Source organism: Bacillus sp. AFS053548 (assembly GCF_002575105.1).
Classification (GTDB): Bacteria; Bacillota; Bacilli; order Bacillales; family Bacillaceae_G; genus Gottfriedia.
Map to the genome: position 1 here is coordinate 24,467 of NZ_NUHI01000029.1, position 18,142 is coordinate 42,608.

18 protein-coding genes and 1 pseudogene are annotated in these 18,142 nt (G+C 31.3%); 18 read left to right on the forward strand and 1 reads right to left on the reverse strand.

All coding sequences use genetic code 11. The features are described 5' to 3' along the window. Nucleotides 1-71 precede the first annotated feature (71 nt). The 11 genes from CN946_RS16610 to CN946_RS16660 all read left to right on the forward strand — a co-directional run bounded on the left by CN946_RS16610 (nt 72) and on the right by CN946_RS16660 (nt 11,257). Nucleotides 72-1,247, forward strand: coding sequence for an amino acid deaminase/aldolase (locus CN946_RS16610; RefSeq protein ID WP_098862169.1), 1,176 nt, complete (start codon nt 72-74; stop codon nt 1,245-1,247). Beyond that, on the forward strand, nt 1,235-2,542 hold the full coding sequence (locus tag CN946_RS16615; RefSeq protein WP_098862170.1) for a D-arabinono-1,4-lactone oxidase: 1,308 nt from the start codon (nt 1,235-1,237) through the stop codon (nt 2,540-2,542). The genes CN946_RS16610 and CN946_RS16615 overlap by 13 nt, the downstream gene beginning before the upstream one ends. Nucleotides 2,543-2,830: 288 nt before the next feature. Then, nucleotides 2,831-3,679, forward strand: coding sequence for an iron uptake system protein EfeO (efeO, locus tag CN946_RS16620; protein ID WP_098862171.1), 849 nt, complete (start codon nt 2,831-2,833; stop codon nt 3,677-3,679). A 1-nt stretch (nt 3,680) separates the two neighbouring features. Further along, complete coding sequence (gene efeB / locus CN946_RS16625) at nt 3,681-4,931, forward strand: iron uptake transporter deferrochelatase/peroxidase subunit (protein WP_098862172.1); 1,251 nt, start codon at nt 3,681-3,683, stop codon at nt 4,929-4,931. A gap of 9 nt (nt 4,932-4,940) precedes the next feature. Then, complete coding sequence (locus CN946_RS16630; protein WP_098862173.1) at nt 4,941-6,653, forward strand: FTR1 family iron permease; 1,713 nt, start codon at nt 4,941-4,943, stop codon at nt 6,651-6,653. 243 nt (nt 6,654-6,896) lie between these two features. After that, nucleotides 6,897-7,415: a peptide-methionine (S)-S-oxide reductase MsrA gene (msrA, locus tag CN946_RS16635; RefSeq protein WP_098429555.1), complete on the forward strand. Its 519-nt coding sequence runs from the start codon at nt 6,897-6,899 to the stop codon at nt 7,413-7,415. Between the two features lie 116 nt (nt 7,416-7,531). Then, nucleotides 7,532-8,971, forward strand: a complete 1,440-nt coding sequence (locus CN946_RS16640; RefSeq protein ID WP_098862174.1) for an MDR family MFS transporter — start codon at nt 7,532-7,534, stop codon at nt 8,969-8,971. A gap of 25 nt (nt 8,972-8,996) precedes the next feature. After that, nucleotides 8,997-9,932, forward strand: coding sequence for an EamA family transporter RarD (rarD, locus tag CN946_RS16645; RefSeq protein WP_098862175.1), 936 nt, complete (start codon nt 8,997-8,999; stop codon nt 9,930-9,932). Nucleotides 9,933-9,968: 36 nt separating this feature from the next. Beyond that, the gene (gene ybaK, locus CN946_RS16650; protein ID WP_098862176.1) at nt 9,969-10,445 is read left to right on the forward strand and encodes a Cys-tRNA(Pro) deacylase; all 477 of its coding nucleotides are present in this window, start codon (nt 9,969-9,971) and stop codon (nt 10,443-10,445) included. 22 nt (nt 10,446-10,467) lie between these two features. Further along, a complete protein-coding gene (locus tag CN946_RS16655) occupies nt 10,468-10,728 on the forward strand; it encodes a DUF1294 domain-containing protein (RefSeq protein WP_097977681.1) in 261 nt (86 codons plus the stop codon). Between the two features lie 229 nt (nt 10,729-10,957). Then, nucleotides 10,958-11,257, forward strand: coding sequence for an SMI1/KNR4 family protein (locus CN946_RS16660; protein WP_098862177.1), 300 nt, complete (start codon nt 10,958-10,960; stop codon nt 11,255-11,257). Between the two features lie 518 nt (nt 11,258-11,775). Here CN946_RS16660 and CN946_RS16665 read toward each other — a convergent pair. After that, nucleotides 11,776-12,999 carry an MFS transporter gene (locus CN946_RS16665; RefSeq protein ID WP_098862178.1) on the reverse strand — a complete coding sequence of 408 codons (1,224 nt, stop codon included), beginning with the start codon at nt 12,997-12,999 and terminating at the stop codon, nt 11,776-11,778. A gap of 418 nt (nt 13,000-13,417) precedes the next feature. Between CN946_RS16665 and CN946_RS16670 the strand changes: the two genes are divergently transcribed. The 7 genes and pseudogenes from CN946_RS16670 (at nt 13,418) to CN946_RS16695 (ending at nt 17,903) form a co-directional block, all read left to right on the forward strand. After that, nucleotides 13,418-13,912, forward strand: a complete 495-nt coding sequence (locus tag CN946_RS16670; protein ID WP_098862179.1) for a hypothetical protein — start codon at nt 13,418-13,420, stop codon at nt 13,910-13,912. 44 nt (nt 13,913-13,956) lie between these two features. Continuing rightward, the gene (locus tag CN946_RS16675; protein ID WP_286133962.1) at nt 13,957-14,838 is read left to right on the forward strand and encodes an ABC transporter permease subunit; all 882 of its coding nucleotides are present in this window, start codon (nt 13,957-13,959) and stop codon (nt 14,836-14,838) included. Then, the gene (locus tag CN946_RS16680) at nt 14,835-15,821 is read left to right on the forward strand and encodes a peptide ABC transporter permease (protein ID WP_098862180.1); all 987 of its coding nucleotides are present in this window, start codon (nt 14,835-14,837) and stop codon (nt 15,819-15,821) included. The genes CN946_RS16675 and CN946_RS16680 overlap by 4 nt, the downstream gene beginning before the upstream one ends. Before the next feature lie 250 nt (nt 15,822-16,071). After that, nucleotides 16,072-16,194 carry a hypothetical protein gene (locus CN946_RS23870; protein ID WP_286133963.1) on the forward strand — a complete coding sequence of 41 codons (123 nt, stop codon included), beginning with the start codon at nt 16,072-16,074 and terminating at the stop codon, nt 16,192-16,194. 2 nt (nt 16,195-16,196) lie between these two features. After that, a pseudogene (locus CN946_RS16685) lies at nt 16,197-16,415 on the forward strand (SPFH domain-containing protein); the annotation flags it as partial. A gap of 46 nt (nt 16,416-16,461) precedes the next feature. Next, nucleotides 16,462-16,926 carry a hypothetical protein gene (locus CN946_RS16690; RefSeq protein ID WP_098862182.1) on the forward strand — a complete coding sequence of 155 codons (465 nt, stop codon included), beginning with the start codon at nt 16,462-16,464 and terminating at the stop codon, nt 16,924-16,926. A 539-nt stretch (nt 16,927-17,465) separates the two neighbouring features. Continuing rightward, nucleotides 17,466-17,903 (forward strand): DUF4288 domain-containing protein, encoded by a 438-nt coding sequence (locus tag CN946_RS16695; RefSeq protein WP_098862183.1) that lies wholly within the window; start codon nt 17,466-17,468, stop codon nt 17,901-17,903. The last annotated feature ends 239 nt before the right edge of the window (nt 17,904-18,142 follow it).

Genomic DNA, 18,142 nt, shown 5'->3' on the forward strand with positions numbered 1-18,142 from the left:
AATTTTTTTTATTCTTATTAAATAATTTTCAGCATAAATTAATAATAAATGCTATCGGGATAGGTGAATAAATGGTCGATCGATCGGTATTTTCTAAATTGTCTATGCCATGTGCTTTTTTAGATTGGGATGCTTTTGTTCAAAATGTGGATGATATTGCAACTAAATCAAACGGAAAGAAAATACGAATTGCTACAAAATCAATTCGTAGTGTACAAGTATTAAAATATATTTTAGAGAGCAATAATTGTTATGAGGGGCTAATGTGTTATAACCCCCATGAAGCAGATTTTCTTGCTGAAAATGGATTTGATAATTTATTAATTGGTTATCCAACAGTTGATGTAATAGGATTAAATAAAATTGCATTACAAATAAAAAAGGGTAAAAAAATAATTTGTATGGTGGATCAGACTGAACAAATTAGTATGATTGAAAAGATTGCAGCAAAAAATGAGATTGTTATTCCACTTTGTCTTGATATAGATATGAGTACATCATATTTTGGTTTTCATTTTGGAGTTAGAAGGTCACCAATAAAAGAATCTAAAGATTTAGTACCGTTACTAACTCATATTTTGCAATCCTTGAACGTCCGCTTAGAAGGAATTATGGGATATGAAGCGCAAATTGCAGGTGTTGGTGATGATGCCAAAAATAAGGTTTTGAAAAATAAAATAATCCAGTTTTTAAAGACGAAATCATTAGGTGAAATAGCGAAAAAAAGAAGAGAAATTGTTAAATACATTGAAAAAGATGGCTATCATCTTGAGTTTGTAAATGGTGGAGGTACAGGAAGTCTTCACTCGACATCAAAGGAAAAAGTGGTTACTGAAGTAACAGTAGGCTCTGGATTTTACGCTCCAACATTATTTGATGAATACAGAAGTTTTCAATATCAACCAGCAATAGGCTTTGCTTTACCAATTATTCGAAAACCAGCGGATAAGATTTTTACATGCACAAGTGGAGGATTTATCGCATCTGGTGCTGTAGGAAAAGAAAAATTACCAACTCCATATTCCCCAGATCATTGTACTTTATTGCCACTAGAAGGTGCTGGTGAAGTTCAAACCCCAGTTTTTTATTCAGGAAATGAAGATTTAAAAATAGGAGAAGCAATTTTATTTAGACCAAGTAAGTCCGGCGAAATTGCTGAGCGTTTTTCTCATTTATATGTAGTAAGTAAAAATAAAATCATCGACCAGTTTACAACATACAGAGGAGATAAGGGGTGCTTCCTATGAAAAGTATGTTATGGAAAAACTGGTCTGGAAGTGTAAAGTTTAAACCGAATCAAGTATTGTATCCATCATCGATTGAAGAAGTTGTAAACCTCGTTAAAAAAGCTAACTTGGAAAATAAGAAAATAAGAGTAGTAGGTTCAAGTCACTCATTTACTCCACTAATTTCAACAAACGACTATTTAATGTCATTAGATAATTTAAATGGTGTTATTTCAATCAACAAAGAAGAACAGATTGCCGAAGTCTGGGCTGGAACTAAGCTTGAGCAATTAGGAAATGAATTATACGAATCAGGTTATTCGCAAGAAAATTTAGGTGATATTAATGTTCAATCGATTGCAGGAGCATTTTTAACGGGTACACACGGAACAGGAATTGATCACGGAATTTTATCTACACAAATCGAAGAGATGACAGTAGTATTACCATCAGGTGATCTATTAGATTGTTCAAAGACAAAAAATACAGATATTTATAGGGCAATTGGCGTATCGTTAGGTCTACTTGGCATAGTTGTTAAATTTAAAATTAGAATAAAGCCTGCTAATACGTATCGTTATGAGAGTAAAAAAATAATGATTGATGAGGTTTATAGTAATCTACTAAATTTGAAAAAAGAAAATGAACATTTTGAGTTTTACTTATTTCCTTATTCTGATCATGTTCAAGTAAAGGTAATGAATGAAACTAGAACGAAGAAGCATTCATTTAAATATGAGAAATGGAAGGTAGCCACCATTGAAAATAAAGCATTCTGGTTATTAAGTGAATTTAGTAGAAACTTTCCAAAAAGTAGTTCTCAAATTAGTAAAATAAGTGGTAGTAGTGTTCCAAATTCAAGGATGGTTGGACCGAGCCATGAATTATTTGCAACAACTCGAAATGTAAAATTTAACGAAATGGAATATAGTATTCCAGCTGAATATATGAATGATGCAACTTTAGAAATACAAGAAGAGATAAAAAATAAACGATTTAACGTTCATTTCCCAATCGAATGTCGATTCGTAAAAGGAGATAATTTTTTAATAAGTCCTGCTTCGATGCGTGATTCAGCGTATATCGCAATCCATATGTATAAAGGAATGGATCATCAAGACTATTTTAATAGAATAGAAGAAATTCTTCAAAGCTACAACGGTAGACCACATTGGGGAAAAATGCATTCAATGAATATAGAAAAACTAAATCACTTGTATCCATCATTATCTAACTTTCTTACTATTCGAAGTCAATTAGATCAGAATAATATTTTTGTAAATGCTTATCTAGCGAAATTATTTAAGATTGAATAATAGTTGTTGATTTTAAGTCTTGCTGTTTAATGATTTAATAGTTGCTGTAGTACCTTAATTATATAAGAGCTAATATTAAAAAGTACGAACATTAAGTGAAATTAATTAGAAAACTTGGACTAAATAATAGGTATATTTCTAAATAGTTTAAAATGACTGAACATGCTTCAGTCATTTTTTTATGAAAATCTAATTGAAAATATTTATCAATTGTATTATGATAAGTAATGAGAAAAGTTATCAATATCAATTACATATATTTAATTTATAGTTTTCGGGGGTATTTTCATGAAGAAGCAAACTACAATGATCGCAATTTCTCTTGCTACAAGTTTAATGATGGCAGGTTGTGCACAAAAAAGTGAAGAAGCTAGTAACGTAAAAAAAGAATCAAAAGTAGAAGCAAAAATAAATTTAGATTCAGAGATTAATAATTATAGAGATTTCGTTGTATCTCAAACGGAAGAGTTCGTATCAAATACACAGAAGTTCGTTGATGCAATTAATGAAGGAAACATGGCAGAAGCAAAACGTTTGTATCCAATTAGTCGTTCATATTATGAAAGAATTGAACCAGTGGCAGAATCATTTGGCGATTTAGATCCAAAAATCGATGCACGTGAAGGTGATGTACCTGCAAATGAATGGACTGGTTTCCATAAAATTGAGCAAGTTCTTTGGGTTCAAAATACAACAAAAGGTCTTGAAAAATATACAGAACAACTTATGAAGGATGCTAACTACTTAAGAGCAAAAGTAGAAACAGCTGAAATTGATCCTGTATTATTTGTAACTGGTCCTGTAGAATTATTAAATGAAGTTTCCTCTTCAAAGGTTACTGGTGAAGAAGAGCGATATTCACATACTGATTTAGCTGATTTTGCAGCTAACGTGGAAGGTTCGGATAAAATCGTTCAATTATTATCAGAAAAACTAAAAGCAAAAGATGCTGATTTAGCTTCAACTATTGAAACTAGATTCAATGATTTAATGACAACTTTAAATACTTATAAAAAAGGTGACGGGTACGTTGATTACAAACAGTTAAAAGAAGATGAAGTGAAAAAATTGGCTCAACAAGTAGATGCATTAGCAGAACCGATTTCTCAAGTTGGGTCAACATTAGGGGTTAAATAATATGAAAAAATTAGAAACGAATAAAGTTTCTAGAAGAGATGCATTAAAACTTATGGGAGTTGGTGGAGCTGGTATACTAATTGGTGCAACTGGAATTGAAGCAGCTACTGAAAAGGTAACAAATTTCTTTTCACCTGCTAAAGCGGATGCGAGAGAGATTTTTCCGTTTTATGGTAAGCAACAACAAGGTATTACAACTCCTGCTCAAGATTTTATGTATTTGGCGTCATTTAAACTAGAAACTACTTCAAAAGCAGATGTCAAAACAATGTTTAAAAAATGGACTGAAGCAGCAGCTTTAATGAGTGAAGGAAAGGAATTAGGTGATTCTGAATTTCCTTCATCGCCACCAATTGATACGGGTGAAGCAACAGGTTTACAACCAATGAAGCTTACGTTTACATTTGGAGTTGGTCCTTCATTTTTTGACCGATTATCAATTCAATCAAGTAAACCATCGGGGTTAAAAGATTTACCTCATTTTCCTGGTGATGATTTAAGAGAGGAATGGAACGGTGGAGACATCGTAGTTCAAGTTTGTGCAAACGATCAACAGGTTGCCTTCCATGGCGTTAGAAATTTGATTCGTATTGGACGTGGAACTGTTAGTTTAAAATGGATGCAGCATGGTTTCCAACGTTCATCTGGAGCGGATCCGTCAGGTAGTACACCTAGGAACCTAATGGGCTTTAAAGACGGTACTGGAAATCCGGATACAAAAGATGAAAAAGAAATGAATACACATATTTGGGTACAAAATGGCGATGGCCCAGCTTGGCTAACAGGTGGTTCTTATTTAGTTGCAAGACGTATTCGTATCCGTGTTGAGGAATGGGATCGTAGTTCATTACAAGATCAAGAACAATCATTTGGACGATACAGAGCAAATGGTGCACCAATTGGTGAAAGTAGTGAATTTGCTAAGATAGATCTAAAGAAAACAGATGATAATGGGAAATTACTGATTCCTGCAAATTCTCATGTTGCCTTAGCAAAAGGAAAAGGAAAAATTAAAATTTTAAGAAGATCTTATTCATATACTGACGGACTTGATATCCAAACGGGAAAATTAGATGCAGGCTTACTATTTGTTAGTTTCCAAAGGGACCTAGAAAAACAATTTATTCCTTTACAAGATAAATTAGCGAAAATGGATTTATTGAACGAATACATTGAACATAATGGTAGTGCAGTATTTGCATGCTTCCCAGGGGTTAAGAATGGAAGCTATATTGGTGAAGGATTACTTTAGGTGAATTGCATGAAAAAAAATATACTTTTAATAGCTAGTTTACTATTTTTTAGTTTAATATTTAGTCCGTTTCATAAAACATTTGCTGAAACTGATCTTCAAGAACAAGTACTTTCACATATTGGTAACTCTTTAACAGAAGTTAAAAATGGTGAAAAAGATAAAGTAAAAACAGATTTATTAGCGATTAAAGTTTTAATTAAAAATGAGAAAAAAACTTCAAAATTAAATAAACTAGTTGACCAAGCGATTAAAGATATTGATCAAAATGATCTTGCAACAGTAAAAGATGATATTCGTGGGGTAGCTTTTGAAACAGAAAAGTGGATTGAAAATACGAATGATAAGAAAGATCTTTCTCAAATTAATCTTACTAAACTAGTATCACATTTAAATAATGTTAAAACTTTATCCAATGAATCGAATTGGGAAAAAGCACAATCAGAGTATAAGCTGTTTGAAATTGAATGGTCTAAAGTAGAAAATGATGTAAGAAATGCAAACAGTGGATTTTATGGTTCAATCGAAGCAAATATGATTACATCAAGGTCAACTTTGTTTACTGAAAATCCTTCAATTACGAAAGTTAATGATTCTTTTACTAAATTAATTGATGTATTGAATAATCCAAGTAGTGACTCAACAAAAGAAGTTAGTATTGAGAAAGCAATAAAACTACTCAATCAAACAATCAATTATGTTGAATCAAATGATACAGAGAAAGCACAATCAACTTTTAATGAATTTATACAAGATTGGCCATATGTTGAAGTAATGGTTCAATCAAATTCAATGGAATTATATAAGAAGATTGAAAATGATACATCCATTGCATTAACTCAGTTAACGGAAAAGCCTAAATCTGCTACAACGATGAAAACATTAAAACAAATTCAAAACAATTTAAACTTAGCTACGAAGAAAACATCTTATACGATGTTTGATGCAGGGACAATTGTATTTCGTGAAGGTTTAGAGGCTTTAATTATTATTTCTGCTTTATTAGCATTAGTGTCAAAAGGTAAACAAGAATCAGCACGAAAGTGGATCTTCGTTGGTGGTGCTTTTGGCATAATAGCTAGTTTAGTAGCCGGTTTATTATTCCAATTCTTATTATCAAAAATCTCAGCTGGAATAAGTAATCAATTAATAGAAGGCATCTCTGGTCTTATTGCTGTTATTTTCATGTTAACAGTTGGGTTATGGTTGCATAAACAATCTCGCCAACAAGAATATGGTAGTAAGATGAAAGAAAAAGCAAAAGCAGCTATTGCAGGCGGAGGAATTCTTTCTTTAAGCTTACTTTCATTTTTCGCAGTATTTAGAGAAGGTGCCGAAACTGTCGTATTTTATATCGGTATGAGCTCTTCAATCACAGCGAAAGAATTGATTACTGGTTTTGCAGGTGGAATCATTTTTCTTGTTATAATTGGAATTTTCATCTTAAAAGGAAGCAAATTTATTCCTTTAAAGCCGTTTTTTACAATCGCAAGTTTATGTATTTATTACTTGACATTTAAATTCATTGGTCAAAGTATACATGCATTACAAGGAATTGGCTATATGCCTGACCATATGAGTACTATTTTTCCAACAATACCTAAATTAGGGATTTATCCTTCCCTAGAAAGTATCATTCCACAACTAATTTTATTACTATTTGTCATTTGGTTGTTTGTTGGAACAAGAATCAAAAATAATAATAAGTCAATTGCTGCTTAAAACAGTATAAGAAAACAGACATAATTGTCATTCAAATAGACAATTACTGTCTGTTTTTTATCGTCTTTTCAGTTTAGTAAATGTCCAATCAGATTAACGGAATACATTTTATAAAAAATTGGAAAATTATGAGCTAAAATATTTAAAAATTCTTTTAAAAGAGATAAGATAAGATTAAAGAAAAAGATGGGTTTCAAATAATAATATTATGTAAACTAGGTGATGTTAGGAGGATTTAAAATGATTCAAAAAGCTACATTTGCAGGTGGTTGTTTTTGGTGTATGGTAACACCATTTGAGGATTTACCTGGTATACATGGTATTGTTTCAGGTTATATGGGTGGGGAATTAGAAAACCCTACGTATGAAGAGGTTAAAAAGGGGACTACTGGTCATTATGAAGTAGTTCAAATTACGTTTGACGATGAATTATTCTCATACAAAAGACTATTAGAATTATTTTGGCCACAAATTGACCCAACAGATCCAGACGGTCAATTCCAAGATAGAGGTTCACAATACCGAGCTGCAATCTTTGTTCATAATGATTCACAGCTTAAGGAAGCAATGGAATCAAAAGAAAAATTAATTGAAAGTAATATTTTTAAGAAACCGATCGTAACTGAAATATTACAGGCAACTACTTTTTATGAGGCTGAAGAGTATCACCAAGACTATCATAAAAAAAATCCAAAACACTATAAAGAAGATAGAGCGATGTCTGGAAGAGACGAATTTATTGAATCAAATTGGAAAAAGTAGGCAGGGAAACAATAGAAGCTCCATAAGAGCTTCTATTATTTTTAAGGGAGCATAGGAATATTTATCTATCCTAAAAAAATTCAATCTTTATATCTGCTCTCGAATGGAGGTATACTATGGAAACAAATCGAAGGCTAGTGACGATCGGGTTGTTGGTAGCTGTTACATTGTCTGCGATTGAAGGGACGATTATTACAACTGCCACACCTACCATCACCACAGAATTATCTGGTGTTAAGTTGATGAGTTGGATTTTTGCAGCTTATATGTTGGCAATGACTGTAACGACTCCGATTTATGGGAAGCTATCGGATTTATATGGCCGCAAAAACTTATTAATGTTTGGTATCATTTTATTTATTTTAGGTTCAGTTTTATGTGGTTTTTCACAAAATATGGGTCAATTAATATTATTTCGTACAATTCAAGGGCTAGGTGCTGGAGCTGCATTACCCTTAACGATGACGGTAATAAGTGATCTGTATCCATACCAAGAAAGGGCTAAAGTGCAAGGGTATATTAGTGCAGTATGGGCAGTTTCAAGTGTAATCGGTCCATTAGTTGGAGGATTTTTTGTAGACTTCATTTCTTGGCGTTATATCTTTTTTATTAATTTTCCATTCGGAATCATTTCTATTATTCTATTTTGGAAATATTATCATCAAAAAATTGACCGTAAAAATACAATTTCAATTGATTATTTAGGATCCATTCTTTTTATATTAAGTACTTTATCTGCTTTATATGCTTTAGTTGTAGGAGGAGAGCAAAATAACTGGACTTCTCCAAATTTATTATTCCTTTTTGCGTTTGCAATCATTTTATTTGGGTTATTTCTTTTTGTTGAAACAAGAGCAAAGGAACCATTATTACCACTTTCTTTATTTAAAATCCGTCATTTAGTCGTAACATATGCAGCAATGTTTATTGCACATGCACTTCTAATCTCGATCGAGGTATATTTACCAGTTTATAATCAAAGTGTGTTTGGATTAAGTGCGACACAATCAGGTTTAATGTTAATTCCACTTTCATTCGCTTGGACATTAGGTTCTTTTTTATCTGGTCGATTCATTAAGAAAATGAAGGCAAGAAATATTATCCTATTAGGCACTTTCTTATGTATTATTGGTGCCTTAGGAATGAACTTTTTCCATGATTCAAAAATATTAATTTATCCATTTAATGCATTTTTAGGTCTTGGCTTTGGATTATCTTTTCCAATTTATATGATCCTAATTTCATCAGCTGTAGGAATGAACCAGCGGGGCATTGCAATTGCCGCAAATTCCTTTTTAAATACTTTTTCGCAAACAATTACGGTTGCTGTGTTAGGAACCATTTTTACGATTAAGGCTTCCGAAGTATTGAATGGTCAAAAATTAGTACTAAATGCTCATAATCAAATCAATCATTTATCGACAGTAAAAGCTGTAACTGCTGGTTTTGAAATCATCACTTTATTTATGGTGGTATTTAGTATTATTACGTTTATTTTCGTCTTATTTTTACCGTCTGAACAATCTGAAGAAAAAAAGGTTGAAATAGCACACTAATATAGAAAAAGAAAGCTGGGAGAGAATGAACAACACACTTAAAGGGATTTTGTACGGTGTACTTGCATATGTGGTATGGGGTGTCTTACCAATTTATTGGAAACTAATTCAAGATATTTCACCTTTTGAAATATTAACACATCGTATTATATGGTCTTTTGTTACTTTAATACTTTTCATTCTTCTTACAAAAAAATTAAAGCAATTTAAAATTACTTGGAAGCATGTTGTAAGTAATAAAAAAGTATTAGTTTCAATGATTGCTATTTCACTATTAATTAGTACCAATTGGCTAATATATATTTGGGCGGTTAATTCAAATCATATACTTGATGCAAGTTTAGGCTACTATATTAATCCATTAGTTAGTATTATACTTGGTGTAATTGTATTGAAAGAGTCACTATCAATTTGGCAAATCGTTTCGGTATGTTTAGCTACAATAGGTGTAGGATATTTAACAATCATGTCAGGTACATTACCAATCGTAGCGATACTATTATCTTTAACATTTGCTTTTTATGGATTATTGAAAAAGATTTTAAATATCGATTCTTTTTTAAGCCTAACAATAGAGACATTATTAATTTTTCCAGTAGCCTTACTATACTTTGGTTTCCTAGCTTATAAAGGCCAAGCAGGACTAGTACAAAGTGCACCAATTGAGCAATTATTAATTGTAGGTGCTGGTTTAGTAACAATTATTCCTTTATTATTTTTCGGTAAAGCAGCACAATTAATTCCGTATACTTATGTTGGATTTTTACAATTTATTTCACCAACAATTAGTTTATTAATAGGGATTTTATTATACGATGAAAGTTTCTCAAAGAAAGACTTTATCTCATTTTCATTTATTTGGGTAGCTTGTATCGTATTTGCGATCTCAACTACACCGTTTATGAAATCCATTGAACAAAAACTTAAAAAACGTAATAAAAAGCAATCAATTTCTGCCTAAAAATATCTTATGTTTGTAGCATTGAAAGGAGTAAAAATGGCTGTAAGTAAAACGAATGCAATGAGAATGTTAGATTCAAAAAAAGTTAGCTATACAACCTTAAACTATGACTCGAATGATGGAAGGATTGATGGGGTTTCTGTAGCAAGTAAAATAAATAAAGATCCTGAATTAGTTTATAAAACACTTGTATCAATCAGTCAATCTAAGGCGATTTATGTATTTGTCATACCAGTCGAAAAAGAATTAGATTTAAAATTAGCCGCAAAAGCATCTGGCGAAAAGAAAGTAGAATTATTACCAGTGAAAGACCTTTTAGCAAGTACAGGATATGTTCGAGGTGGTTGTTCACCAATTGGAATGAAAAAGCAATATCCTACTTTTATTGAAGAATCTGTTAATGATATAGAAGAGATTATTGTTAGCGGTGGAAAAATAGGTATACAACTTCAATTGAATGCAAAAGATTTAATACAAACAACTCGTAGCAAAATAGCAAAAATTTCAAAATAAACAAGTCTTATGAGGGATCCAAATGGTAGGGTATTTTATGTTTTATTTAGTAATCGTAAACATTGTTTCATTTGCAATTATGGGAATTGATAAGTCTAGGGCGAAAAGAAAAGCATGGAGAATTCCTGAACGCATCTTATTTTTATTTGCAATTATCGGAGGTTCGATTGGTTCTATTTTAGGAATGTATTATTTTAAACATAAAACAAAACATCCAAAATTTGTTTTTGGCTATTGGATCATCCTATTTATCCAATTTGTAATCTATTTTTTCTTCCTGTAATTTAGTGGGATAGTCTTACCTTAATTGTATAAAATATTTTTATGACAATTTAAGGAGGCGAAAGAAATGGGACGTGGAAATGGTGGAAGAAAAAATAACGCCGGTCAAAAACAACCAAACTACGAAGATAAATCCAATTTATCTGAATCAAAAAAAGCACAAAAGTAAAAAAGTTAGCCTGTGATCACTTGGTTGATACAGGCTTTCTTATTGGAAGTGGGGAATAAAAATGCAAAACGAATGGTTTTCAAGAATTAAAGGAATCGGTATAGATGAAGTCTCAAATGAAAATATGACCATCTATTTTATAAAAGAAGAAGATTTAAACGATGCTAAAAAGGACTTAAGTAAAAAAATACAATGGCCAGAAAATTGGTTAATAATTGGCTTCGATGACGAAACGGATGATGTTATCTTTATCAACGAGGAATCAGGAGAAGTATGTACTGCCTATGAATTTGAACGAAAATGGGAAGTTGTTACACTGTATTCTAGTTTGAATGAATTTTTAGCGGCATATGGATATTGAATTTTAATAAAATGAGGGTGTTCCAAAAGTGTAATTAGAATGGGGCCCCTTTTTTTATGGGGACTAAGTGTAATCAACAACAATTAAGTAATCTTTCTGTGCAAATAAATGATGAAAAAAGAGTGGACTGCAAATAAAATCTGAAAATCGCAAATAAAAATAGCAATACTGCAATTAAAAATCGAGAACCGCAAATAAAAATAACAAAAATGCAATTAAATCTATGAGAATCGCAAATAAAATAAATAATTACGTGTACTGGTTAGGGTATTATGACATTAAAATTGTAAGATTGATGATACTTTTTAATTAGTTACTAGTAATTTTGTTCTAATTCTTACTATATCCATTAAAAATCCTTCCATTTTTTAAAAACGAGATCGATTATATCTTCTACAAATGAAAAGCGCTGTTATGATACCCCCGATTACTTCCATTAAGTTAGCTCAAAAATAAATAATAATGAAAAAGAGGCGCCTCTATGTCAGTTAGCCTGACTTTTGAGATAGCCTCTTTAATTACATTGATAAGTTTTGATTTTCGTTCACTAACTCTGCTTTAGATTTTTTGTCATTATATAACAATCTAGCAAGAATTAAGAGAGAAACCGTTCCGAAAATTAAAACCATATATTGTAAACCAATTGTATCTAAAAATAGTCCTGTACTTAAAAGGACGATCTGGAATGTAACCCTGTCATACATACTTCTAAATGAGAAAAGTCGACCATGATATGATTTGTCAATTGAAGTTTGGAAAACAGTTGAACAAACAGGAAAGAAGCAACCAACTGAAAATCCGAAAATTGCAAAAGAGATAAGTGTCATCCAATGGTGATCTGCAAAGAAAAGTGATAGCTGAGCAAAAGCTACTAAAAAGGTTGAAAAGTATAATAATTGCTTATTCGTATACTTTTTTGTTAATCGTTTAATGACAAATGCTCCAATCATGAATGAGATCCCTTCACTTGTATAAATAAGGCCTTTTACTGAAGGATCATGTTGAAGATCACTTATTTCGATTACCATTAAATTAAATCCGCCAAGGAAAAGTACTGGTACCAGATTTAAGATAAATAAATTTAAAATTGTTGGACTTTTTCTTATGAGTGCAAATATTTCAGCGAATCCTTTATCAGCTTTAGATTTATTTGTTTTTTCTACATTCATTGGTTTGATTGTAGGTTCTTCAATTCGTAAAAAGAACGTCATAAAAAATAAAAATGCATATGCTAGCATACTCATTCCGTATACATTTGTAAGACTTGTTGATACAACTAAAATACCGCCAATTGAAGTCCCAGCAATTCTTGATATTGTAGAAATATTCATATGAATCCCATTTAAAGTTAATAACTGTTCGTTTTTCACAATCATTGGTATAACAGCTTGAAGCGCTGGGAAGTAAAATGCAGCAGAAATTTGCAGCATAACTAAAAATAAAACCATGAAAATAATACTTTCGTATTGTATGGCAAAAAACATAAGAATCACACTTAAAGTTCGACCTAAGCCACTAATTAATAAAATCTTTTTCTTTGAATATTGATCAATTAACCGTCCAGCCAACGGACCAACAAAAACTCCTGCTAATAAACCGAAAAATAGAATTAATGATTTAAAGAAATCAGAAGGCACATGTTTTTGCATAAATTCCAAATTTCCGATAATTCCGAACCAAAGACCTATACCGGCTCCAAATTCACCGAACAACACGATCCAAACGTTTCGGTTTTTCCACATAAAAATTTCTCCCCATTTACCCTTAATATAATTCGACAAAATCTATTATCTCATCAATAGTAAAAAAAGACTATGTAAAATCGAAATAAAAATAGAAAAAGTAGAATCTAGGTTTTGATGAATAGGGTTGTTGAAGTGTTTATTTAGCTAAATAGCAGCTTAGTTGAAAAAGGATTCTACTTCATGAAGGAACTTATCGTATTTTTATTGAATTATAATTAAATAAATATTGGTGAAATTTACCATATTTTATAGTTGTTCTATAAAAGATAAGTTCCTTTTAGAAGAAGATTTCTTGAAGTAACTTATTTTTGCAATTATCACACTAGTAATTTTGCTTGTTCTTACCGGGGGTGTTTCTGAATTAATGATGTGCAGTGTTATTTAAATAGTACAAAATGAAGGGGTTTATTTTAGGATGAAAAAGCGTATTTTTTTTATGCTAGTATTAATTAGTTTAATTTGTTCGTTAATAGGATGTTCGATTAAAAAACCACCTCAAAAAATCGAACTCAATGCAAATGGATTATACACTACATCGTATATCCGTTTAAGTGGGAATACGAACCTACCGAAAAACAGTGTCTTAGAATTGCAAATTAATGAGATTGGTAAAAATGATTTAACTTATAATGAAAAGATCAAGGTAGAAGAAAAAGGTTATTTTAGCTGGTTAGATACAGAACTGGATACGTCTAAAGATTATACGATCAATCTGTTATTTGATCCGAGTAAGCAATCCAGCGAAATTCAAAAAAAATATGGTGAAAAAGGAGAATACATAAAAGATGGAGAGTATTCCGGTCTAATTAAATCGAAAAAAGGTGTCCAAATTGTAAAAATATCCGGAACCATTGTAAAAACAGGTGGGAATAAAAAGGGCGGTATTTTTAACTTGCAGAGTCCTAAATAAGAATGGAGGAGACTCAAGAAGTTAATTCTTGAGTCGTTTTTAATTTGAAAATCATTGGATATATGTTAGAAAAACTATTTCAATTACTACTAACGATTGTCATGATTGGCTTAATCCTTGCTTTTTCAGTTTCTTTACAAGGGCCAAGAGAGGATTCGTTCTATACATTTTGGGATCAAATTCAACTCTATCTGGGGAGTTTAGTATATATAAACTATATCTCAATTCAAATTTCCAAAACAGGGTATGATCTTTTAATTAACGTAATGAAAAACCCATATGTTTACTCATTAATAATTTTAGCAACTTCATTTATAGCGTCTTTAGTGGTAGCAATTACACTGTCGTTTGGTTCTTTTTTATTACCAGTAAAACTCCGAAAACTGGTCCAAGAATGTCTGTATTTTCTACAAAGCATTCCGGATGTCATGTTTATTTTAGCAACTCAATTAATCTTTATTGGAATTTATCATAAAACGGGTGTGATGATTTTTGATCCAATCGCTGGATTTGATAATGTCTACATTTTACCAATTTTGGTCGTTTCAATCCTTCCTGGCATAATGTTGTCTCAAATGACATTACTTGCGATAGAAGAGGAAAGTCAAAAAACATACGTCGAATACGCAATTTCAAAAGGATTAACAAAGAAATGGATTTTATTTATGCATATCTTTCGAAATGTGTTAGTAACGGTTTTCTCAAATATTCAATATTTGTTTTGGTTTTTACTTTCTAACCAGCTTGTACTCGAGTATTTGTTCAATATGAATGGGTATTTTAAATTGCTATATTCCCTAATCAATCACAATAACCCAGAAGCTTTTTTTGTTTGTTTAGTCTTTTTATTTATACCATTCTACTTATTCGACGTGGCATCGAAATTGTTCATTTTAAAATTAACGGGTGAGGAGCGGATCATATGAAGAATTATCTAAGGAGCAGCTCCTTTCTAATCGGGTCACTTTTTATTGTCGGATTATTAATTGTTAGTTTCATGTATTCGTTTTATCTGAAGAAATTGATTCAACCTCCACCTACTTTTTTTTATAACTCGGAAGGTAGAGTAATTGATACGTTCCCGTTTCCTCCAAGTTTACACTTTTTATTTGGTGTAGATCGGCACGGGAGAGATGTTTTTTGGTCAGTAATTGACGGTGCGAAATTTACGATTGTATTTGCGATCATTATCAGTTTCTTTCGTGTACTTTTAGGTATGGTTTTTGGAGTGATCTACGGAGTCTATTTACAAAGGTTTCGATTTCTTTTTCAAGCATTTGAACGTGCTTGCCGATTTGTTCCAGCGGTTTTTCTAGTATTCATGTTTTTAAATGTGAATTTTTTCAATCCAACTAGCAATGGGTTTTCGTTGTTAATTTCACAAATAATGGTATTAACAGTTGTTGCACTACCACCTTTGACAAGTGTGATTGGAAATGAAGTGAATTTCTATCAAAAAAATGAGTTTATCACTTCAACTAGGATCATAGGCGGTAGTAATTTTTGGGTGATTAAAAAGCATATTATTCCGTTTTTACGTTCTAGAATCCTTCTTATGTTCGTTCAGCAAATTATTCAAGTTCTACTACTAATGGTTCATTTAGGAGTTTTTAAGTTAGTAATTGGTGACAGTGAAATCCTTAATACAGGCGAAAGGGAAGTTACTGTTTCATTATCAAATGAATGGTCAGGGTTAATTGGGCTATCGTACGCTGAATTAATGTTGGATAAATGGATCGTGATTGGGCCGAGTATTGGATTTATATTAACTATCTTAGCCTTTACAATGATTAAAAAAGGAATTGAAAATTCAACTGTAAGAAGTAAAGAAAAAAAACGTAAACGTTCGTCAAAGAAATTAAAAAATGAGATAATAATGGATTTTTCATTTGTAAAAGAAGATAGATAATTACTTAAAACAATTCATACTCAACTTTTTGGCTTTTATTTGTAAATCTAACACAATGCATTAGTTGAACAATATGACCGACTAATTAGTCGATTTTTTTGAATCAAAAAGGCAGTTTAGTTGAGCAATTATTTTCTAAAATTCTATCAAATATGCAAAAATACCCCAAGTTACAGAAGTCAATCTAAGCTGTATAATTAGCCTATTATTAAACTTAAGAGTAGAAAAACTATCAGGAGGATTATATGGAGTGATCAACTGGATACTTCGATTAGAATTGATAATTACAGGTGGTCTCTTATTGCTACAAGGAATAATCACAAATGAAAAAAATAAAGAAAACTTATGTAATGCTGCAGATATAACTTTATAAGTAGTATGTTACAAAGACAACAAGCGAAAGCTGTTGTTCAAGCTAAAAGAGAAATAGTAGAAGGTGCTGTTGGTATGGTGGAAGATGCTTTGATGATGCTTGAAGAAAAAGGATTATTAACTGCAACAGACAGTCAAAAAGCCGATATGGTTACTAGTTTACTTGTAACAATTATTTCCGAAAAAGGTGCACAACCTGTTTTAAGTACAATGAATAAATAGAAACTACGGTATGGATTTTAAATTATTCTTTAAGGAGAATGGACGAATGGAGAAAAACATCAACAATGAGGTTATAAATGAGGTGTTTTTTGTAGATGGAAGTCTAAGAGATATTTACGTATTTAAAGTAGATATAAACGGGTGGCTGAGATTATATGAATTAGTCCATCGTTCTCCTTGGAATATTACTTTATATATAGATGGACAGATATCTGAATATGAGAATAAAACTGTTTATATGCTATTTAAAGAAAAAGAGAATCACAGTATTATGATGACTATTAATATTAATGGAATTTTATTTAATTGCTATTTCTTTTCAGATACTGAAATTGAATTTGATATAGATCCAAATGAAATTAAAAGTGAGACTGATGTAAAAAAAGTTTTCGAATTTATGAAAAAAATATCAATGGTACTTGGAAAAGAAAGTATTCTTACTGTAGAAAGTGACCCTGATAATCCATTAGTAACAGTTCACTCCGATGGAAGTTTACTAATTAATATTTAATGTAATTCACTTTAGATATTTTTAAAATAATAAGTAAAAATATAATTCTAGTTAACTAACCCTTGCTTTAGTAGAATACACATACTTATACGTTCGGGGGACTAGAATGATATTTGGGAAAAATGTGAAAATGTAGAATCAAAAAATGACTTTATCAAATTTATTGTATCTCTAAGATCGGCATTAGATACAAAAGTAGAAGTAATTGTCTAAATTGTATGAATAAATTTATTTGGAGGACCAATTTTCTTGCTAGCTAAAGTTAAAGTTCCGACTCGGTTTATAGTTATATTCTATATAATTAACTTGGTTGTATGGAGTTTACTGGGATTATGGAATGGAAATGTGAGTTGGAAAGCTAGTATGAGGAAGTTTGCAAACTTGGATTTTTTATGCAACTAACGCATGAAATAGTTGTACAACATGATCGGCTGTTTAGTCGATTTTTTTATTCAACATAATGGCAGTTTAGTTGCATAAGGAATTTAATATATAATAGATTTTAAAGGATAAAAATGATTTTTCTTAGGAGGGGAAAAATGAAAAAAAGATTGCGTAAGAAATTGTCTAATGAATGGGAATGGTATGCAGTTAAAGTATTATATGAAAGCATTCACTCGGGAAATCCTTCTCCAGAAAAAATAGATGAGGATTATTACGATAAATTTAAAATGTATGAAGAAAGTATTGTGCTTTTTAAAGCAAGATCATTAGATCACGCCAATTCAATTGCAGAACGTAATGCTATTAAAAGCGAACATTCATATAAAAATATGTATGATGAAGTCGTTAATTGGAAATTTGTTGAAATCATCGATTGTTATAATTTAATAGATGATAAAATTAGACCAGGTACAGAAATATATTCGCGTTTTTTAAAGGTTCCAACAGGTATTCCAACAAAGAAAATCATTTCTCACTATTATCCAGAAACAATTGAGGATGAAGTTGTTGACCAAAATTTAAAATCTGATTAATTCAACTAACGCATGCATGTGCGGCCGAGCCTAGGTCGTATCATATAACGGGTGAGATTCCCGTCGAGTAAGAACTAGCCATTCGCTCGTAGCGAGTCTTGGAGGGTTAAAGGTAACTTTAATCTTTAAGCGTAGACAGTTAGATAGCGGGCGAAAGCCAAATGGTTGAAGGGATTGAGCTTCATAATGTTAGTAAATCGAGAGGGCTGATGCTTTATGCATAGCAGAAAGCTACACTT

Excerpts from the sequence above, each read along its gene's own strand:
- CN946_RS16695 (WP_098862183.1), top strand. The coding sequence starts at position 17,466 with ATGAAAAAAAGATTGCGTAAGAAATTGTCTAATGAATGGGAATGGTAT.
- efeB (WP_098862172.1), top strand. The coding sequence starts at position 3,681 with ATGAAAAAATTAGAAACGAATAAAGTTTCTAGAAGAGATGCATTAAAA.
- ybaK (WP_098862176.1), top strand. The coding sequence starts at position 9,969 with ATGGCTGTAAGTAAAACGAATGCAATGAGAATGTTAGATTCAAAAAAA.
- CN946_RS16690 (WP_098862182.1), top strand. The coding sequence starts at position 16,462 with ATGGAGAAAAACATCAACAATGAGGTTATAAATGAGGTGTTTTTTGTA.
- CN946_RS16610 (WP_098862169.1), top strand. The coding sequence starts at position 72 with ATGGTCGATCGATCGGTATTTTCTAAATTGTCTATGCCATGTGCTTTT.
- efeO (WP_098862171.1), top strand. The coding sequence starts at position 2,831 with ATGAAGAAGCAAACTACAATGATCGCAATTTCTCTTGCTACAAGTTTA.
- rarD (WP_098862175.1), top strand. The coding sequence starts at position 8,997 with ATGAACAACACACTTAAAGGGATTTTGTACGGTGTACTTGCATATGTG.
- CN946_RS16630 (WP_098862173.1), top strand. The coding sequence starts at position 4,941 with ATGAAAAAAAATATACTTTTAATAGCTAGTTTACTATTTTTTAGTTTA.
- CN946_RS16670 (WP_098862179.1), top strand. The coding sequence starts at position 13,418 with ATGAAAAAGCGTATTTTTTTTATGCTAGTATTAATTAGTTTAATTTGT.
- CN946_RS16680 (WP_098862180.1), top strand. The coding sequence starts at position 14,835 with ATGAAGAATTATCTAAGGAGCAGCTCCTTTCTAATCGGGTCACTTTTT.
- CN946_RS16665 (WP_098862178.1), bottom strand. The coding sequence starts at position 12,999 with ATGTGGAAAAACCGAAACGTTTGGATCGTGTTGTTCGGTGAATTTGGA.
- CN946_RS16640 (WP_098862174.1), top strand. The coding sequence starts at position 7,532 with ATGGAAACAAATCGAAGGCTAGTGACGATCGGGTTGTTGGTAGCTGTT.
- CN946_RS16655 (WP_097977681.1), top strand. The coding sequence starts at position 10,468 with ATGGTAGGGTATTTTATGTTTTATTTAGTAATCGTAAACATTGTTTCA.
- CN946_RS16660 (WP_098862177.1), top strand. The coding sequence starts at position 10,958 with ATGCAAAACGAATGGTTTTCAAGAATTAAAGGAATCGGTATAGATGAA.